Raw genomic sequence first — 17,127 nt, 5'->3', positions numbered from 1 at the left:
AAAATTAAATTGCGGCTGCACCGTTACCAATCTCGCTAAAATATACATCAGGTGCATAGCCGATTTTTGCCGTATAATAGGCTGTAAGCGCGTTGGTAAATTCTTCTTCTTTTCCTTTTTCAAGTAAAGCGATGGCACATCCGCCAAATCCTGCACCAGTCATCCTGGCGCCAATTACATATGCATAGTCCTGACAAAAATCTACCACCGCATCCAATTCTGCACCGGAAACTTCATAAAGTGTTTTCAGGGATTCGTGAGAGGCATACATCAGTTGTCCGAATTCTTCCAGCTTGCCCTTAGACAATGCATCGGCGGCCAAACCAACCCTGTCGTTTTCTTCAACAACATGAGTAGCGCGTTTTAATACTACCGGATCAGTGATTAAACGGCTATATAGGGCAAACTTTGCTGCATCCAGTTCACAAAGATTTGCAGCATCCAGTTCTGTATTCAGTTCTCTAAGGGCAGTTTGACATTCTGTTACCCGCTCATTGTATTTAGATTCTGCCAGTTTTCTGGGTTTATTGGTATTGATGATGGCAAGGGCATAGTTTCCAAGGTTGCAATCTACCGCCTTATAATCCAGTGTATCGCAATTTAAAACCAATGCTTTGTGCTTTTCGCCAAAAGCTACGGCAAATTGATCCATGATTCCAGAATTTAAACCAATGAATTCATTCTCAACTTTTTTAGCAATCAGCACCAGCTGTAATCTGTTGTAACCAAGGTTAAAATACTCGTTTAACGCATATGCGGTAACGATTTCTATAGAAGCCGAAGAGGATAAACCTGAACCAATAGGGATATTACCATAAAAAAGCAAATCCAGACCAGCAGGAATTTCTTTTTCTTTTAAAATCTCGTGAAATACACCAAGTGGATAATAGAACCATCCATTACTTTCCTTAACATAACTGCTTTGAAGCGGGAAGGTTTGTTGTTCTTCAAAGTTGAGGCTTTTAAAACGGATCACTCCATCGTTATTGGGTGCTATACATAACCAGGTACCCAGGGTTACCGCACAGGGCATTACCAGACCACCATTGTAGTCAATGTGTTCTCCGATTAAATTGACCCTGCCGGGCGTAAAATAAGTTTTTGCAGGTGCTGTGCCATACTCTTCTTCAAATTGCTTGGTTAGATCGATCTTCATTGTAAAATTTAAATTATTATTCTTGTTTTAAAGAAAGTATTGATAGTATTGTTTCCTTAAAATAAGGCACAAGATACAATTTTATGAAATTAAACCTAGTAAAGACTGGTCATGTTATTGATGAAAAAGAAGTATTTGCAGTTGAATTGACCAATATTCATGGAACTTATGTTAAAATATACAATTACGGTGCAATTGTGAGCAATTTTGTGGTGCAGAATGCGAAGGGCGAAAAGCAGGATATTGTACTCGGGTTTGATAATTTTGACCAATATATAGGCGAAAATTACCTCGCAAATTATCCATATTTGGGCGCGGTAATTGGAAGGTACGCCAACAGAATTAAAGATGGGAAATTTAGTGTTTCGGGACAAGAATATCAGTTGGAACTAAATGATCCGCCAAATTGCCTCCACAGTGGTTACATTGGTTTTGATAAAAAAGTATGGGATATATTGCCAACGATAGATCCAAGTTTAACATTGCAGTACACCAGTCCGGATGGAGAAGGGAATTTTCCGGGCAACCTGACGGTACAGCTTACTTTTAAACTGACAGATGACAATGAATTGGTGCTGGATTATAAGGCAAGGACAGATAAAGCTACCATTGTAAACTTAACCCATCATGGCTATTTTAACCTGGCTGAGGAAGGTGGCAATATTAAAGACCATATGCATAGAATGCCAGCAAGCCATTACCTGGAGCAGGATGAAAATTATGTGGTTACCGGCAAGCTGATTCCTGTTGAAGGGAGTTCATTTGATTTTCTGGCGAGTAAAAAAATAGGCTTAAACTGGAACCCGGATGAAGGATACGACCAGACTTTTGTACTGGATAAGGTAGAAGGGGAGCTGACGATGGCTTCGGAAACCAGCGATGAAAATAGTGGTTTGAAATTTTCTGTGTTCACCACTGCACCTGTGGCACATTTTTATACCGCCAAACACCTGATGGTACATGGGGGTAAAAATGGAAAGGACTACAGTGGTTTTGATGCTTTTTGTGTAGAAACGCAGCACCATCCTAACAGCGTGAATGTTCCTGAATTTACCGGAACTGTACTAATGCCTGGCGAAACTTATAAGCAAACCACCATTTATAAGATTGAAACGGCGGTAATAGTCTAATAATTAGATGCGAATCAGTGCTTTTGTTCTGGATTGAAAACGAAAAAACAACAGGATGGAAGCACTGAGCAAGCCAATGGTTAAACCATACCAGATTCCGTTTACACCCAGGTTGAAATAGAAACCAAACAAATACCCAAGCGGGATTCCAATGATCCAGTATGACAAAAAGGTGATTAGGGTAGGTACATTCACATCGCCAATACCCCTTAGTACACCTAAACCTACTACCTGGGTGCCATCAAAAAGCTGAAAGAAACCGGCTATAATAAGCAATTGTGTCGCAATTTGAATAACCACCTGATCTTCTGTATAAATGAAAGGAAGTATACTGTTCAATAAGATAAAGATTAAGGCAGTGATGCTCATGAATGCCAGGATAACATGGTAGCTGGCTATAGCTGAGCGCCTGAGGTCTGTAAAGTTGCTTTTTCCTAAATTATTACCTGTTTTAATAGTGGCCGCGGAGGCAATACCACTGCCAAGCATATATGTTGTAGAGGCCAGGTTAATGGCAATTTGGTGGGCTGCCTGTTGTGCTGTACCTATGGTACCCGCCAATACTGCCGCCCCGCTGAAAGCACTGATTTCAAAAGCGTATTGCAAGGCAACGGGTGCGCCTATTTTAACGATTTGAATGCTCCTAACTTTATCAATGAAAGTGATTTTAAAGTTTTGAAGGTAAACTTTAAAATGTTTGGAGCGCAGCACATATACAAACATAGCCAGGGCCATAACCACACGATCTATGAGGGTGCTTAAACCTACACCTTTGACACCCATTGGACTAAGGCCAAACATGCCCTTTACAAAAATGATTCCCAGAACAATATTGATAACATTACCCCAAATGGATACGTACATGGCCTGTTTTGTGAAACCAAGGCCTTCTGAAAATTGTTTGAAGGTTTGAAATATCATTACCGGAATGATAGAAAGGGAAAGTAAATTTAGATATGGTTTTGCGTAGAATACTACATCTGGCGACTGACCAATGTGGTCTATTATACTCAAAGTGCCAAAATGGACAAACAGGTACAGAAATACTCCGGTTAATATATTGATGATTAAACTGGTGGAAAGCAGTTTGCCACATTCATCGTAGTTTTTACTTCCATTTTGTTGTGCAATTAGGGGTGTTAAACCGTAAGAGATACCGAGGCCGATAACAAGTACCAGCATAAAAAGGCTGTTAACCAGAGAAACGGCAGCCAATTGTACGGTGCCTGCAAAATGCCCAACAATTACACTATCGGCCATGTGAACAAGGGTATGGCCCAACTGGGACACCACGATAGGGATGGCAAGCTTTAAATTGTCTGCATAATAAGGCTTGTATTTGGCAAAGAAGGTAGTCAACATAACAAAAATATGAAAGCGCAAAGGTAAATTTAATTTACCTCAGAACTGTCCATAGGTTGTCATACGTTCTCCAAACGTACACTTTTATCGTTTACGCGAAAATAGACCCACCAGTCTTTGTGTTCATCTACGGCATAATGAGGTTTGGTATCGCTCTCCAGGATTTTTACCACGAGCACAAGTTTATCATCAATATAAATCTCTTCAAATAAAGGTTCTATAGCGGGCCTGCAGTATTGATGTGCCGATTTGGTAATCATATAACGCTCTTCATCTTCTGATTTAACGCCCAGGATACTTCCATCGTCTGCTACACCAACCAGCAATTGGCCACCTTTATTATTGGCAAAGGCAACAAGGCTCCGGGCTATTTTTTCGTGATTGGTAATGGTTCTTTTAAAATCAAGTGTAGTGCCTTCGCCCTGGAGGATTAATTTCCTGATGTTCATTTTTTTGGTCTTTAAGCAGTGATCTGTATTTTAGTAAGCAACACGTGGCGCTTCTCCATGGTGAAGATTTCTAACATATACCTCATTCATAACGGTTGCGCACAACTCTCCGGCTGCGTTGGTGATTTCCATTGGATAAGCTTTTATAAACTTGCCCGTATGGGTTAAAGCCTCAATGGCTTCGGCCTTCATTTGATCAGTAATGTAGATGGTAAAGTAAAGATGGCCCCTGCCAGGTTTTAGGTATTGTATGGAAGCGCTTTTAAGCCATACGCGTACTTTAAAGCCCTGACGCTGCAGCACCTGATCAAATAATAATGCATAAAAGGGATCTGTAGCACTATAAATAGTGCCTCCAAATATAGAGCCGTTATAATTTTTGTTAAATGTACTTTTGAAAATTTTAACATCAACACCCCTAAAATCTTTATGGAACTTTTTTACCCATATTCTTTGAAATAATAAGGGGGGATATAAACGCAAGGCCCATTTGAGGGTTTTTTCTGATACAACCATTTCTTTAAATATCTGAAAGATTATTGAATTTATAAACTACAGGCAGATATTTTACTAAATAAATACATGTTTGAATATTCTGGCTGAATGACAAGGTAATTTCAAATCTTTAAAGATATTATTTAAAACCAATTTATTAAATGCTTGTTAAACTAGTAATTAAACTCAAAATATTATGAAAAAGATAATTTTAAGTATTGCTTTTGCCGGTACGTTAATGATCGCTGCATCTGCATGTAACTCAACAAAAAATGCATCTGAAACTTCAGATAGCGCTGTGGTAGATTCAACAACGGTTGTACCTGTAGACTCTACAGTGGTAGACACAACAACTACAACTCCAGTAGACACCACAAACAAAATGTAATATTCTTTTTATAACACACCATACAGGCCATCCCTTTGCGTAAAGGATGGCCTGTATTGTTTTATCAACTTAGCTTTTTATATATTTGCGCTAATTATGGGTTACGCAAAAGAACGAGGAAAGCTGGAAAAGCTATTGACAAAAATTGTTGGAGTTGAGGCTTACAGTGAAAAAGGTTTAGCCGTGCTGAGTGACGGTCACGAAAACTACTCTCATGTGATTAGGATTTTAAAGAATAAAGAACCGGATCTTTTTATGGACCTGTATAAAAATGAACTTGAAGACATTAAAGCAGGTAAAAAACTAGTTAAAGAAAGTGAAACTGATGAAGCTAGGCAGGAGCATTTTGTTACGTATAAAAATGCTATTGTGAATGCGATGCAGAAAACAATAAGCGTTACAAAAGAGACCGTTTAAATTGCGGAATGTTGAGGCATCTCTTAGGATGCCTCTTTTTTAATCTGTATCAGGCAACTGGCAGTAGGAAGGAGAAGGAAATTTCATCTGCATCGAGAACAATATCCAATTCTCCGCCATTGCTTTTAATGTATTCTCTGCACAAAAGTAAACCCAAACCAACACCTTTTTCATTTTCTGTGCCATAGGTTGGCGCAATTGAATTTTGATTCATCATGCCTGATGGGTCTATTTCTGCTGCATTTTCTATCGCATTGGAAACCATTACTTTTACTTTGTTTTGCTGTTGCCTGATAGTGATGGTAACCTGTTTGGCTTTTGGGGTAAATTTTATTGCATTGTCAATAAGGTTGCGTAAAATTAATTTGACATGGTTTTCATCTGCATAAACCAAAGCAATAGCTGGGATATCTATAACGGCGGTTATTCCCTTTTTTTGCATCAGCGGAACATACACCAGGATCAACTCTTCGATAAGGACTTTTAAATCTACAGGACTGGGTTCAGTTTTAATACCACTCATTTGGCTCTTGGCCCAATGTAAAAGATTGTTGAGTGTATTGTAGATGGTTTCGATGTTCTTTTTATTTTCTTTGAGCATCAATTGGATGTCTTCCATGGTAAGTGCTTCCATATCATTTAAAGAGAGCATACTGATGAGGCTGTTGAGCGGGCTCCGCAGATCATGAGCGATGATGGAAAAGAGTTTGTTTTTAACCGCATCTGAAGCTTCCAGTTCTGATATGGTTTTGCTGAGCATGGCCGTACGTTCTTTTACCACATCTTCTAAACGCTGGTTTTGAGTTTGAACAAGTAAAAGATGTTCATCGCGAAGGTCTTGCTCTGCTTTAATGATGATTTTGTATCGGTCGCCCAATGCAAAAGAGAGCAATAAGAGTTCTATAGTTGAACCAATAGGTACAACCTGCATGGTAAACTCACTGCTTTTGATAATTCCGGCTAAACTAAAAGTTACCAATCCTACTGTAATCCAAATAAAAAACCAGGCAATGATATAGTATTTTGCAGGTTTATGACCACGTTTATATGCGATAACGCCAGAAACCCAAACCATTACAGAGAGGGTTACCGTTAATACCTGAGCGATAGCAGCTGAGAGGGATTTGTTTCCACTAATGCTGGTTACGAACAATACTATAGCACAACAGCCAAGAAAATAATATACCCTGGTCATAAAGGGCACTGTATTACTTAAGTTTAAAAACTTCCAGCAAAAGGCAAGTGACGAAACCATTGATAGACTTAGGAAGACATGCGGATAGGTATTGAAAAAAATCCGTAGCTCATCTCCAAACAAAAATCCGTAGCCCCTTATATAAATGAGTAGATAAGAGGAGAGGGTGAGCACATAAACGGTGTAATAAAGGTAGGTAACATCTCTAAGGCTGGTAAACAGAAACAGGTTAAAAAGCAGCAAAGACATGAGTACACCTATGTAAATGTATTCAATCCTGTCTTTGGAAGCCTTTCCTTTCATTATAGCCTCTGGGCCGGCAATTTTTAAAGGTACCAACATAATGTTGTTGGTTTGCAGCCGGAGGTAGATGGGATTGAGGTTGTTTTTTTCCTGAAACAGTTTAAACACAAAGTTACTTTCTATGCTAACGTCTGGATTGGCATAGGAAAAGCAGCCTGAACTCATTTGCTTTATGCCGCCGTTGGTATGAGTAAGAAAGCAATCTATATGCTCTAAGTTTGGCGCATCTACAACCAGATAAGCCTGGAAAGAAATATGATGGGGAGGATTTATTTTTATCCAAATGGCAGATGAAGTGTTTCCGAAATTGAGTATCTCCTGTTTGCCCGGAGCAAATTTACCAGCGCTATCTATAGATTTAATTTGAGCGATGGATAGTGCTGCTGTTTTGTCTTCATAGTAACTAACCTTTTTACCTATGTTTTGGTAGCCATAATCTGCTTTGGCATCTACTACCTGGCAACTTGCAGGAAGGGTAAAGGCTTGAAGAAAAATTAAAAGTAGAACCGCGAGGCGCATATAAAAACAATAAGCCAGGCGATGGAAGATCATGCCTGGCTTTATTAAAAAATTAATAACTATTGTTGATTGGTGATGATTTGTACACCGAAACCACGGTCGGTACCTTCGGTATCGGCATTTATCAGACCTTTTGCAATAATGGTGTAATGCACACCTGCGGCAACTACCGCGCCGTCAAGTTTACCTACTGTTGCGCCAGTTATTTTGTTTTTAACTGTAAATGAGTATGTTTTAGGATCTACCGTTACAAAACCACTGGCAGATTTATATGCTTTATCTGAAATGGTACTTGTGCTGGCATCGGTAACAAAAAGATCAAGTGCTGGTGCATCTGGTGATAAGTTGATGAACCTGATGAATCCTTTATCTGTTGAAACGCCTGAAACATCGTCCTGAACCAGCAAACCATCTAGTGTAGGAAGTTTATTGATGAGGAAAAATGAATAAGCCGCATTTTCTGATAATGTTACACTTTTACTAAATACATTGTCAATACTACTTGCTGTAGTGAACTTAACAGTGTAGGTTCCTGGAGTAAGCTGTTTGTAATTTACACCACCGCCAAAGGAGATGGCTCCCGAAGTGTTTACCAGTCCATCATTAAAATAAATATTGTATGTACCAACAGTAGGTGAGGCATTAACAACTGACAAATAGGATATTGGTGTGGACGTATCATCTGTTTTTTTACAGGCACTAAAAGTAGAAAGCATTAGCGACAAAGTGGAAAACGCAAGGATTAATTTGGATCTTTTAGCGTTTGGTTTCGTAAAAATATTCATCATTTTTTTCTAAATTCTATTTAAGATAAAACGGATTTGCTTTAAAAAATGCTACACCTTAACGAGAGTTTGGAACAGCAAATGCGGCAAAAATACGCTTAGCATGCAAATATGCCTTTTATTTGGTAAAAACGGCGTTAAATTTTGTTAAATACCGAATATTATACCCTGAGCCGGGAGTTGCTTTTGACATAAATTGGTAATTACTTATTGTACCTTTGCATCCGTTTTTAGTTTGCCAGCATACTATGACACGTAATTATTTTTAACAAATGAAGCAGTATCTACAAAATATAGAAGAAGAAATAGCAGTCTTAAGGCAGGAAATTATTGAACATAAGGTATATGCTGTGATTAATAACCTAAGTGACCTTAGGGTTTTTATGAAGTACCACGTTTATGCCGTTTGGGATTTTATGTCACTACTGAAATCTTTACAGATCAATTTAACCTGTACCTCAGTACCATGGTTTCCAGTGGGCTCTGCAGATACAAGATACCTGATCAATGAGATTGTAGCCGGGGAAGAATCTGATGTGGATGGTGCTGGCATAAGAAAAAGTCATTTTGAAATGTATTTAGAGGCGATGGAGCAATGTGGTGCAAGTACGGTTGAGATTAATACTTTTACTACAGCATTGAAGTCTGGAGCTGATTTTAATACTGCTTACGAACGTGCCGACAGTCCGATGGCAGCACGACGTTTTGTTGATTTTACATTTGAGGTAATCAATAGTAATGCAGCCCATTTACAAGCGAGTGCATTTACATTTGGCAGAGAGGATTTAATCCCGAATATGTTTTTTACGATAGTGAGTGATTTGAATGAGAAATTTCCTGATCAGATTTCTTTGTTTAAATATTACCTTGACAGGCATATTGAGGTAGATGGGGATCATCACAGTCATTTGGCATTAGAGATGACAGCAAGCCTTTGCGGAGATGAAGCAGGCAAATGGCTGGAGGCAAAAGAGATATGCATAGCTGCGCTAAAACAACGTATAGAGCTATGGAACGGTGCCTATGATGAGATTACCAGAAAATAGCTAATGCTTTGCGCAATAGTAGTTGATGATGTTTTGAAGTTCCTCGATTTTAAAGGGCTTACTGATAAAGCTATCGCAAAAGCAATCTGTGATGGCCTCATTTAAAGGAACAGAGGAGAGTAAAATGACTGGCGTTTTTGTAGTGTCAGGATTTAACTTAACCAAATCACACAGTGTTGCGCCATTGTGAATTGGAAGCACATATTCTATCAATACTACATCTGGTTTGAAATCATCAATGAGTTTAAAAATATTTTCTTTACCAAAGGATTTTTTGATATTAAAGTTAGCGCTGCAGGCAGCGGCTATTTCCTCGCAAATGGATTGATCAGCATCAATGATTAACAGGCGTTTACGCATTTATTAAAAATTAATTCTGGTAAAGGTAATAAAATATACTATTTTAAAGAATAGGTACTTTTTATTTGTGATTTGCATAAAAATAGGTGTTTAAACGCTAATATTTACCTTAATAAGACCGAGAAAAATAAATTGATTGCCTATTTTTGCACTGTGTATTTTTTACACTAACTATAAATAAAATAGCTTCCTCACTTTAAGAACAAATTATATCAGATGAAAAAAAGTTTACTTGCTTTAACACTAGGGGGGCTGGGAATTGGCATCACCGAATTTGTGATGATGGGTTTGCTTCCGGATATTGCGAAGGACTTAACCATTAGCATACCCCAGGCAGGCCACTTGATTTCTGCTTATGCCCTGGGTGTGGTTATTGGAGCGCCATTATTGGTTGCGATAACAGGAAGTTATCCCCCAAAAAAGATATTAATGGTGCTGATGTTGATGTTTGTGACTTTTAATGCTTTATCTGCCTTTGCCCCGGATTATACCTTTATGTTTATTGCACGGTTACTTGCAGGCTTACCACATGGTGCATTTTTTGGCGTAGGTTCTGTGGTGGCCAGTCGTATAGCCGAAAAGGGAAAAGAAGCTCAATCAGTTTCATTGATGTTTGCCGGGTTAACAATTGCAAATATTTTAGGCGTGCCACTTGGAACGTATATAGGACATAATTTTTCATGGAGATATACTTTTGTGATCATTGTAATTGTTGGATTGATAACATTGCTGAGCATTAAATTGTGGATGCCTGCATTGCCAGCTACAAAAGATAGAAACCTGAAGAAAGAAATGGGGTTTTTTAAACTCCCTGAAGCCTGGCTGATTATTTTTATGATTGCCATTGGTACCGGTGGACTGTTTTCATGGTACAGTTACATTGCCCCTTTATTAACTGAAGTTGGTGGTTTTTCTGACAACTCCATCACCTATATCCTTGCATTAGCAGGGTTGGGAATGCTGGTAGGTAATTTTATTGGCGGAAGACTTGCAGACAAATTTTCTCCTGCTAAGGCCTCTGTGGCACTGCTGGTTTTGATGGCCATAGCACTTGTAATTATACATTACATCTCATACAGTCAGCCGCTTGCGCTATTGATGACTTTTATAACTGGAGCAATCTCTTTTGCACTGGCGTCGCCGATCCAGATGTTAATGATTAATACAGCAAAAGGATCTGAAATGATTGCCGCATCAGTGAGTCAGGCCAGTTTTAACATTGGTAACGCTTTAGGTGCTTTTTTAGGTGGTTTACCACTGGCAGCCGGATACGATTATACCTCACCTGTATGGGTGGGTGCCTTGATGGCTTTAATTGGTGCCGCGTTTGCGTGGATGTTAATAGCAATGAACAAAAGAAAAGCAGCATTAAAACTGGAACTAGCGGTATAACTGTTATTGGGTTTTAAATAGTTGCTTGCTCATTTTTAAATCATGCCCGTATAAGTCATCCCTGAAGTTGATGAGACCGTCTTTATCTACCCATGAGGTAAAATAGGTAATAAAAACTGGTGTTTTCTGCTTTAGTGTTACCCAAACTTCTTTCTTTGAATTCATGGCCTTCTCTATCTTTTGATCAGTCCATTCGGGTTGTTCTGCCAAAAGATAAGCAGCTAGTTTTTTAGGTTGTGCAAGGCGTATGCAGCCATGACTAAAAGCACGTTTTTCTTCAGCAAATAGTGATTTTGAAGGTGTATCATGAAGGTAGATATTGTAACTGTTGGGGAATAGAAACTTAACCCTGCCCAATGAATTGCCATTGCCGGGTTTTTGCCTGATTAGTGGTAAGCCATCACCACTGCCATATTGTTCCATGTTTTTTCTTGTTAAAAAATTGGGGTTCTTTCTGATTTCGGGCAATATTTCTGCCCTGACAATACTTGGCGGTATGTTCCAATAAGGACTAAATACAATGTTTTTAATCTCATTGCTAAAAATCACCGTTTTATTTGCCGCTTTTCCAACTACAATCCCCATGTTTAAAACCTCCTTTCGTTCTTCAAAAACATGTAGCCGATATTCGGGAATATTGACCAGTACAAATTTTTTTTGGGGGATAAGTGGTGTCCAGCGCATCCGTTCCAGGTTAATTAGCATTTGCTGAATCCGCAGTTCTAGAGGGACATTTAATGCTTTTAACAAACTTTTGCTAAGTTTTGCATTAGTGGTTAGTCCAAATTGTTTTTGGGCCTTTTTTAAAGCATCTGTTAATGCTGTATCGTAAACATCCGAGGTATCTGTCTGCTCAAGAGCTGCAAATGCAATTAATCTCTTCTTTAGTTGAACGATGAATTTTCCGGTATCACCTTCCAGAAATTTTTTCCCTTTGGGTAGAACAATTGGCTCCCATTTGTCATTTTGCTGAATGCTATTCCAGCGCATCAGTTCTTTGTTTAAGGTGCTGTAATAATGATTCACAGGTTCCCACTGATCTACTCCGGCACCCTTTTTGGCAACGAGTGAATCAAGCAATGCAACTGCATCTACTTTTTTTCTTGGTATATACCACTGTAAGGCTGCCGGATCTAACTTACCTGCATAGGAATAACTAACAAAGTCAAAGAAATGTTGGGTTAGCGACAACTCGAAATTTACAAGTTCCGGACTCACAGATTTAATTAAAGTGTCTTTAGTTAACAACCTGCCCAGCCTGAGTTGCAGCAATTTGTTACCTGCAGTACTATCCCGGCTTGAGGCCACATAATTTTTATCCAGGTCATAAAAAACTTTTGCCTGTTCTGCTAACCCGGTTTCTGCGAGCCATGCAAATTGAAAGTTACGGCTGTTGTAAAAGTTTCTGAGCCGGTTGGCAGAACTGTCTTCCAGTTCCTTTTCAGAGATGTACTTTTCTAAGTCCAGACTGTCTATGACTAACCTGGTGACTGCATTTTTAATAGTTATGGTTTGATCTCGCTCTACTTTTTTTGCTTTAGGTTTACATTGGGCATAAAACAAAGGCAACAAGAGCATCAGGTAAATAGAGCGGTTTGATTTTTGAAAATATAAAGGGCAAATGCTTTTCATTATGATGAAGGTAGCATTTTTATTTTACGGGAGCACCTTTACCTGTCTCTTTAAGAAATAAACTTACGATAATCGCCAAAGCAATGCCTCCAATCCAAAATAAGCCAGCCGATTGAAAATGAAGATCTTTGTTTGTTGCCGTTAGCAATGTTTTACCAAATAAAGTGCTGAAAATGGGACTTAATAATGTGGTAACGCCGAAAGTGATAAAATTTATTGCACCCGTTGCACTGCCTTTTACATGGTCTGGATTAGATTCTTTAATAATAGAATAGGGAATCATTGCAGCACCGGAGCCTAGACCAAGTATAAATGTACTGACGTATGGAGGATATAATGTTGGTAAAAATAGTAGTTGTGCCAGACTTAAAGCCATTAAAATTGCACCAGCTATAAGAACCGATTTACGCTTACCCAGGTAATCTGTTATAAATCCTAAGAGTGGACAACCGAATACCCAGCCCATCGGCACCATTGCGCAGGCTATTGTTGCTTCCTGAAAAGTAAGTGAGCGGTCAGTCTGAAAAAAAGCTACGCCCCAGGTCATCGCAAATATGGTAGTTGGAGCAAACAATAAGCCGGATATGATACCACTCAGCCAGGACTGTGAATTGCTAAAGACAATTTTATAAGGGTTTAAAAAACCGCTCTGCTTTTCTTGATCTGCAGGTATTGGTGATGCATGAGCCTGTGGGGTAATGATTAACAAGCCTATAGCAACCAGGATAATAGCTATACCTGTAACAATCCAAAAAAAGTTAATAGTCATTCCATTGGCAATCCATGGGCCTACCAAAAACTGTCCGGCAGAACCTCCCAGCATACCCAGGCATTGTGTAAAGCCTATAGCGGTTGCCAGAGACCTTGCTGAAAATCCTTTAGAGGCTAAATATACACAGCCAGGAAAAGCAAAAGCACATCCGGCGCCTTGTAGCAATCGGCCGGTATTACCTGTAAACTGACTGGCAACAATAAATAGCAAACAGCCCAACCCTAAGATTAAACAACCCGTAAACATTGAATACTTGGCCCCAAACTTATCAAAGGCAATACCCGCTACTAAACTACAGGTCGAATAGGTAAAATAATAAGTGCCTATTATAGCTACAACACCTACGCGGTCAATTTCAAACAAAGAGGATAATTCCGGAATCATGACAGCAGGAGCGGAGCGAGCAAAGTAGTCCAGGAAATAAAAAAGGAGTCCGAAGACCCAGGCAATGATGTAATATTTTGTAGTTGAAGTAGCTTTTTCTGCAGAGGTATTCTGTTTCATGTTCGGTAAAGATAACAATATATGGTTTGAACCATGATAAAAGCGGCTTTGTTGTAACCAAGTAATTACTTAAAGCTGCAGATTATTTTCTTTTACTGTTTGGAATAATTCTAAATAATATGATCTTTGTACGAGTAAAAAACTACATTATTTTATGTGTAAGCCAACTGTAATCGCAAGAAAAGGAAAAATTAGTGTTTCTCAATGTTCTAATTGTAAGATGGTAAACATCTGGAACCAAAATGTATTGATCAGTTTTTCTTTTCAGCAGTTTCATGCCTTTATTGAAACCACGAAAGACCTTGACTTTGATAATTATATGGAAACTTCTCCAAATGGGTTGGAAGTGGTAGTACTGGCAACACCATATCCGGATATTAGTCTTGTTTTTACGCGCAAAGAATGGTATAATTTCTTTGAAGCCCTACAGGAAGCGGCTTACATGCAGCAAATTTATAAAATGGTGCATTTTAGTTGATATTGAAAGCTATATAAAAATATTAGCGAGAGCGTTTTTTACTATACCTTTTTTGGCGGAAGATCAAAAGCTATGGCTTCATGCTCAAAATGACCATTGTGTGCACCGTCGCAAAATGGTTTGTTTTTAGATAGTCCGCAACGGCAGATAGATAGTACTGTTCTTCCTTGTAATCCGTAAGTATCTCCATTTCTGTCAACGATTTCAAAATCGCCTTCTATTTTTACAGATCCGTTGTTATTGATGGTAAGCTTTGTTTTTGACATGTGTGTGTTAGTTTGCGGCAAAGCTAGAACAATGGAAACAAAGCCCGGAATATCATTTCTATTTAGAAACATTCCTTAATTATACTGGCAGTATGTAATTGATTTTTTGCAATGTTTGATTTTGTTTGTACTTTCAGAGCACCAAACAAATTGTATGAACACTGTAAAAAATAAGAACCTGTTTTTTTTAATTCTTGTGGCCGCTCTTGGCTACTTTGTAGATATTTATGACTTGTTGCTTTTTCTAATCATCAAGAATAAAAGCCTGGCTAATATGGGCGTGCCTGCAGATGAAATTACCGGAACTGGTTTGAGATTGATGAACTGGCAGATGGCCGGACTGCTTATTGGCGGTATTTTCTGGGGAATTTTAGGTGATAAAAAGGGCAGGTTATCTGTTCTTTTTGGTTCTATCCTGATGTATTCCCTTGCCAATATTGCCAATGGTTTTGTAACCACTATTCCCATGTACGCCACATTTAGATTTATAGCCGGAATAGGCTTGGCGGGTGAGCTTGGCGCCGGAATTACTTTGGTAAGTGAAAGTATGAGTAAAGAAAACCGTGGTTACGGGACAATGCTGGTAGCAGGAATTGGTTTAATGGGTGCGGTAGCGGCCTATTTTGTGGGTGATTTATTTGAATGGAGAACTGCTTTTTTTGTAGGCGGTGGCTTGGGTGTGCTATTACTCATGCTAAGAATTGGTGTTTTTGAATCGGGCTTGTTTGAGAATATGGCCATTAAGGATGTGGTGAAAGGCAATTTCTTTATGCTGTTCTCTGACCGGAAACGCTTTTTTAAATACTTGAATTGTATTTTAATAGCTGTTCCATTATGGTTTATAGTAGGAATTTTAGTGGGCATTGCACCAGAATTTGGAAAGGCATTACACGCTAAAGATGTGCTTGATAATGGCAAAGGAGTAATGTTTACATACATAGGTATCTCTCTTGGCGACTTTTTGACCGGTGCATTGAGTCAGCTATTTAAAACACGTAAAAAAATTGTTTACCTGTTTGTAACGCTAAGCTTCATCAGCATGCTGGTATTTTTGCTAACAACGGGATGGACGGCTACTAATTTTTATATTTTATGCGTGTGTTTTGGAATATTTACCGGCTACTGGGTAATTTTTGTAACCATTGCAGCAGAACAGTTTGGTACCAATCTTCGCGCTACGGTAACCACAAGTGTTCCTAATATGGTTAGAGGCTCTCTGATTTTGGTTACTTTACTTTTTACCTGGCTTACAGGTATTGTAGGTATTGTAAATTCGGCATTGATTATTGCTGTAGTTGTAGTGGCCTTAGCCTATATTGCACTTTATAATTTGGATGAGACTTATGGCAGGGATTTAAATTTTATTGAAAAATAAAATGGTCTTCCACCATAAGGCTTAATAATTGACTTATAGAGTATGTCAAAAATTTGTATTATCTGTAATTAGGAAATTTATAAAGGCATTTATGGGCTAACTTTGAAGTTAACTCAGGAAGATATGATGTTTAGAGATAAGGTTGTTGCAGAATATAAGAAAATACAGGATGATATTTGCGAAGGTTTAACCATAGCAGATGGAAAAGGGAGATTTGAAGAAGAAATCTGGACAAGAGCAGGCGGTGGAGGCGGCAGAACAAGAGTTATTCAGCACGGTAATGTGATTGAAAAAGGTGGTGTAAATTTCTCTGCCGTTCATGGTAAATTACCTGAAGCCGTTAAAAAGGCGTTTAAAGTGGATAGCGAAGATTTTTTTGCCACCGGTGTATCTATTGTAATCCATCCTTCAAATCCTTTTGTGCCTATTATCCACATGAATATCCGTTATTTTGAAATGGATGAACAAACCAGGTGGTTTGGTGGTGGAATTGATTTGACACCTCATTATGTGATTGATACTGACGCCCGTTACTTTCATCATTACCTTAAGAATATCTGTGATGAATATGATGCTTCATTTTATCCTAAATTTAAAAGGCAGGCAGACGATTATTTTTTCATCAAACACCGTGAAGAAACCCGTGGTGTTGGTGGAATATTCTATGACCGCTTAAAGCCAGACCATACAGGTTTAGACTGGGATCAGATCTTTAACTTTTCATGCGCCGTAGGTAATTCCTTTTTGCCTATCTACACCGAATTAATTGACAGGAACCGCAACACTGAATTTACAGAGGTTGAACAGGAGTGGCAGTACCAGAGAAGGAGCAGGTATGCAGAATTTAACCTGGTATATGATTCGGGTACCAAATTTGGACTGGAAACTAATGGCCGCATTGAATCTATTCTAATGAGCTTACCACCAATGGCAAAATGGACCTATAACCACAAACCTGCAGAAAACAGTTTAGAGGCCGCAACTCTAACAAAGTTGATAAAAGGAGTGGACTGGGTTTAATTTTTTTCCACAATGCGCTTAAACGCCATAATTTTCTTAAATTCGCAAGGTTATAACAATACCTTATTTAAATCGTTTTTAAC

Annotated in this window: 18 protein-coding genes; 8 read left to right on the top strand and 10 right to left on the bottom strand. The window is 38.6% G+C overall.

Going from position 1 to position 17,127, the window contains the following annotated elements:
* Positions 1 to 4: 4 nt before the first annotated feature.
* The gene (locus tag LPB86_RS17450) at positions 5 to 1,156 is read right to left on the bottom strand and encodes a galactokinase (protein WP_230646336.1); all 1,152 of its coding nucleotides are present in this window, start codon (positions 1,154 to 1,156) and stop codon (positions 5 to 7) included.
* An 83-nt stretch (positions 1,157 to 1,239) separates the two neighbouring features.
* Here LPB86_RS17450 and LPB86_RS17445 point away from each other — a divergent pair, with 83 nt between their 5' ends.
* Positions 1,240 to 2,286, top strand: a complete 1,047-nt coding sequence (locus LPB86_RS17445) for an aldose epimerase family protein (RefSeq protein ID WP_230646334.1) — start codon at positions 1,240 to 1,242, stop codon at positions 2,284 to 2,286.
* A 3-nt stretch (positions 2,287 to 2,289) separates the two neighbouring features.
* On the opposite strand, the gene LPB86_RS17440 is transcribed toward LPB86_RS17445, so the two are convergent.
* The 3 genes from LPB86_RS17440 to LPB86_RS17430 are packed head-to-tail and all read right to left on the bottom strand — an operon-like array spanning position 2,290 to position 4,613.
* Positions 2,290 to 3,648, bottom strand: coding sequence for an MATE family efflux transporter (locus tag LPB86_RS17440; protein ID WP_230646332.1), 1,359 nt, complete (start codon positions 3,646 to 3,648; stop codon positions 2,290 to 2,292).
* 59 nt (positions 3,649 to 3,707) lie between these two features.
* On the bottom strand, positions 3,708 to 4,097 hold the full coding sequence (locus LPB86_RS17435) for a helix-turn-helix domain-containing protein (RefSeq protein WP_370632847.1): 390 nt from the start codon (positions 4,095 to 4,097) through the stop codon (positions 3,708 to 3,710).
* A 30-nt stretch (positions 4,098 to 4,127) separates the two neighbouring features.
* Positions 4,128 to 4,613 carry a PaaI family thioesterase gene (locus tag LPB86_RS17430; RefSeq protein ID WP_230646330.1) on the bottom strand — a complete coding sequence of 162 codons (486 nt, stop codon included), beginning with the start codon at positions 4,611 to 4,613 and terminating at the stop codon, positions 4,128 to 4,130.
* Positions 4,614 to 4,788: 175 nt separating this feature from the next.
* Here LPB86_RS17430 and LPB86_RS17425 point away from each other — a divergent pair, with 175 nt between their 5' ends.
* Positions 4,789 to 4,980 (top strand): coproporphyrinogen III oxidase, encoded by a 192-nt coding sequence (locus LPB86_RS17425; protein WP_230646328.1) that lies wholly within the window; start codon positions 4,789 to 4,791, stop codon positions 4,978 to 4,980.
* Between the two features lie 96 nt (positions 4,981 to 5,076).
* A complete protein-coding gene (locus LPB86_RS17420; RefSeq protein ID WP_230646326.1) occupies positions 5,077 to 5,397 on the top strand; it encodes a hypothetical protein in 321 nt (106 codons plus the stop codon).
* Between the two features lie 49 nt (positions 5,398 to 5,446).
* On the opposite strand, the gene LPB86_RS17415 is transcribed toward LPB86_RS17420, so the two are convergent.
* Both LPB86_RS17415 and LPB86_RS17410 read right to left on the bottom strand, forming a co-directional pair.
* Positions 5,447 to 7,414 (bottom strand): sensor histidine kinase, encoded by a 1,968-nt coding sequence (locus LPB86_RS17415; RefSeq protein ID WP_230646324.1) that lies wholly within the window; start codon positions 7,412 to 7,414, stop codon positions 5,447 to 5,449.
* A 59-nt stretch (positions 7,415 to 7,473) separates the two neighbouring features.
* Positions 7,474 to 8,202, bottom strand: a complete 729-nt coding sequence (locus LPB86_RS17410; RefSeq protein WP_230646320.1) for a DUF4397 domain-containing protein — start codon at positions 8,200 to 8,202, stop codon at positions 7,474 to 7,476.
* Positions 8,203 to 8,471: 269 nt separating this feature from the next.
* Between LPB86_RS17410 and LPB86_RS17405 the strand changes: the two genes are divergently transcribed.
* Positions 8,472 to 9,245, top strand: a complete 774-nt coding sequence (locus LPB86_RS17405) for a DUF3050 domain-containing protein (protein WP_230646318.1) — start codon at positions 8,472 to 8,474, stop codon at positions 9,243 to 9,245.
* Here LPB86_RS17405 and LPB86_RS17400 read toward each other — a convergent pair whose 3' ends face one another.
* The gene (locus LPB86_RS17400; RefSeq protein ID WP_230646316.1) at positions 9,246 to 9,605 is read right to left on the bottom strand and encodes a two-component system response regulator; all 360 of its coding nucleotides are present in this window, start codon (positions 9,603 to 9,605) and stop codon (positions 9,246 to 9,248) included.
* Positions 9,606 to 9,821: 216 nt separating this feature from the next.
* On the opposite strand from LPB86_RS17400, the gene LPB86_RS17395 reads away from it, so the two are divergent.
* On the top strand, positions 9,822 to 10,997 hold the full coding sequence (locus LPB86_RS17395; protein WP_230646314.1) for an MFS transporter: 1,176 nt from the start codon (positions 9,822 to 9,824) through the stop codon (positions 10,995 to 10,997).
* Between the two features lie 3 nt (positions 10,998 to 11,000).
* Here the strand turns inward: LPB86_RS17395 and LPB86_RS17390 are convergent, their stop codons facing one another.
* Both LPB86_RS17390 and LPB86_RS17385 read right to left on the bottom strand, forming a co-directional pair.
* The gene (locus tag LPB86_RS17390) at positions 11,001 to 12,629 is read right to left on the bottom strand and encodes a murein L,D-transpeptidase (protein ID WP_230646312.1); all 1,629 of its coding nucleotides are present in this window, start codon (positions 12,627 to 12,629) and stop codon (positions 11,001 to 11,003) included.
* Positions 12,630 to 12,648: 19 nt separating this feature from the next.
* Positions 12,649 to 13,905 carry an MFS transporter gene (locus LPB86_RS17385; protein WP_230646308.1) on the bottom strand — a complete coding sequence of 419 codons (1,257 nt, stop codon included), beginning with the start codon at positions 13,903 to 13,905 and terminating at the stop codon, positions 12,649 to 12,651.
* Positions 13,906 to 14,059: 154 nt separating this feature from the next.
* On the opposite strand from LPB86_RS17385, the gene LPB86_RS17380 reads away from it, so the two are divergent.
* Complete coding sequence (locus LPB86_RS17380; RefSeq protein WP_230646306.1) at positions 14,060 to 14,383, top strand: hypothetical protein; 324 nt, start codon at positions 14,060 to 14,062, stop codon at positions 14,381 to 14,383.
* A gap of 41 nt (positions 14,384 to 14,424) precedes the next feature.
* Here the strand turns inward: LPB86_RS17380 and LPB86_RS17375 are convergent, their stop codons facing one another.
* Complete coding sequence (locus tag LPB86_RS17375; RefSeq protein WP_108157071.1) at positions 14,425 to 14,649, bottom strand: CDGSH iron-sulfur domain-containing protein; 225 nt, start codon at positions 14,647 to 14,649, stop codon at positions 14,425 to 14,427.
* A 154-nt stretch (positions 14,650 to 14,803) separates the two neighbouring features.
* On the opposite strand from LPB86_RS17375, the gene LPB86_RS17370 reads away from it, so the two are divergent.
* Together LPB86_RS17370 and hemF are read left to right on the top strand one after the other, a co-directional pair.
* Positions 14,804 to 16,024 (top strand): MFS transporter, encoded by a 1,221-nt coding sequence (locus LPB86_RS17370; RefSeq protein ID WP_230646304.1) that lies wholly within the window; start codon positions 14,804 to 14,806, stop codon positions 16,022 to 16,024.
* Positions 16,025 to 16,147: 123 nt separating this feature from the next.
* On the top strand, positions 16,148 to 17,044 hold the full coding sequence (gene hemF, locus LPB86_RS17365) for an oxygen-dependent coproporphyrinogen oxidase (protein ID WP_230646302.1): 897 nt from the start codon (positions 16,148 to 16,150) through the stop codon (positions 17,042 to 17,044).
* Positions 17,045 to 17,127 lie beyond the last annotated feature (83 nt).

It is taken from the genome of Pedobacter sp. MC2016-14, assembly GCF_020991475.1.
Lineage (GTDB): Bacteria > Bacteroidota > Bacteroidia > Sphingobacteriales > Sphingobacteriaceae > Pedobacter.
Note: the sequence above shows the minus strand (reverse complement) of the source record. Positions and strands in the feature narration are given on the sequence as shown.